The sequence below is a fragment of the Mesorhizobium sp. M0808 genome (assembly GCF_040320025.1).
In the GTDB taxonomy this organism is placed as follows: Bacteria; Pseudomonadota; Alphaproteobacteria; order Rhizobiales; family Rhizobiaceae; genus Mesorhizobium.
The window spans coordinates 1-1,354 of the sequence record NZ_JAMYOX010000112.1; the positions used below are offsets into that span (position 1 = coordinate 1).

General features: G+C 62.9%; 1 protein-coding gene. It reads left to right on the forward strand.

Going from position 1 to position 1,354, the window contains the following annotated elements:
* Window positions 1-1,354, forward strand: a 1,354-nt coding sequence (locus NKI25_RS36180) for a recombinase family protein (RefSeq protein ID WP_353000952.1), incomplete at both ends; no start/stop codon positions are given.

The window sequence follows — 1,354 nt, forward strand, 5'->3', positions numbered from 1 at the left end:
CGCTCATCGAGTTTTGCGGCCTTGTCGGAACGCTCATCATCGATGAGGACGGCATCTACGAACCGCGTCATCCCAACGACAGGCTGCTGCTCGGCATGAAGGGCACGATGAGCGAACTGGAGCTTTCGATCCTGCGGGCCCGCTCGATCGAAGCCCTGAAGCAGAAGGCACGACGGGGCGAACTTTTCCTGACGGTGGCGATCGGTTACGTCAAGTCGGGCCGGAACCGGGTCGAGAAAGACCCGGACCTGCGGATCCGCGAGGCGATCGATCTTGTATTCCGGCGTTTCGACGAACTGCAGAGCATCCGGCAGGTGCATCTGTGGTTGCGCCGCGAGGGCATTATGCTCCCTGCCGTAAATTACACGCGCGCGGCGGACAGGGCGATCGTCTGGAAGCTGCCCGTCTACAATACGGTGCACCACATTCTCACCAACCCGATCTACGCCGGCGCCTATGCGTTCGGGCGAACCTGCAGCAAAGTCACCATAGAGGCCGGACGCAAACGGATTGTGCGTGGGATCAGGCGCGATCGCGCCGACTGGGAGGTCTTGCTCATCGACCATCACGAAGGTTACCTGAGCTGGCACGATTTTGAGAGGAATCAGCGCCTGATCACGGACAATGCCACAAGCAAAGGCCTGGTGCCGCGCGGTGCTCTTCGCCGGGGCGAGTTGCTGCTCGGCGGTCTCTTGCGCTGCGGCCATTGCGGCCGCAAGCTGCATGTCTCCTATTCCGGCAGCAACGGCAATACGGGGCGCTATCATTGCCGCGGAGCGCAGGTCAACCACGGAACCGACCCGTGCATCGGCTTCGGATCGTTGCGGGTCGATCAGGCGGTCAGCGCGGAGGTTCTTCAACGCCTTCAACCGCTCGGCATGGAAGCGGCGATCAAGGCCATCGAGACCTCCACCGTGCAGGCTGGAGAGAAGCGGCGCCATGTGGAGCTCGCACTCGAGCAGGCACGTTATGAAGCCGCCCATGCACGCCGCCAGTATGACGCCGTCGACCCGGACAACCGGCTTGTAGCAGGCGAACTGGAGCGACGCTGGAATGCCGCGCTCGTAGCCGTCCGCGAGCGTCAGGACGAGCTTGACGCGCTCGACCGCCACAAGCCTGAGGCTCTGGGAGAAGAGGAACGGCGGAGCCTGCTGCGCATGGGCGCCGATCTCGAACTGGCATGGCATCATGCCAACGCCACCGCCACCACGCGCAAGCGGATCATCCGTGCCGTGATCCGCGAGATTGTCGTCGCCATCGAAGACGACCACATCAAAATGCTGGTGCATTGGCAGGGCGGCGACCATACCGCGCTTTCGGTCAGGAAGAACAAGGCAGGCCATCACCGTTGGGG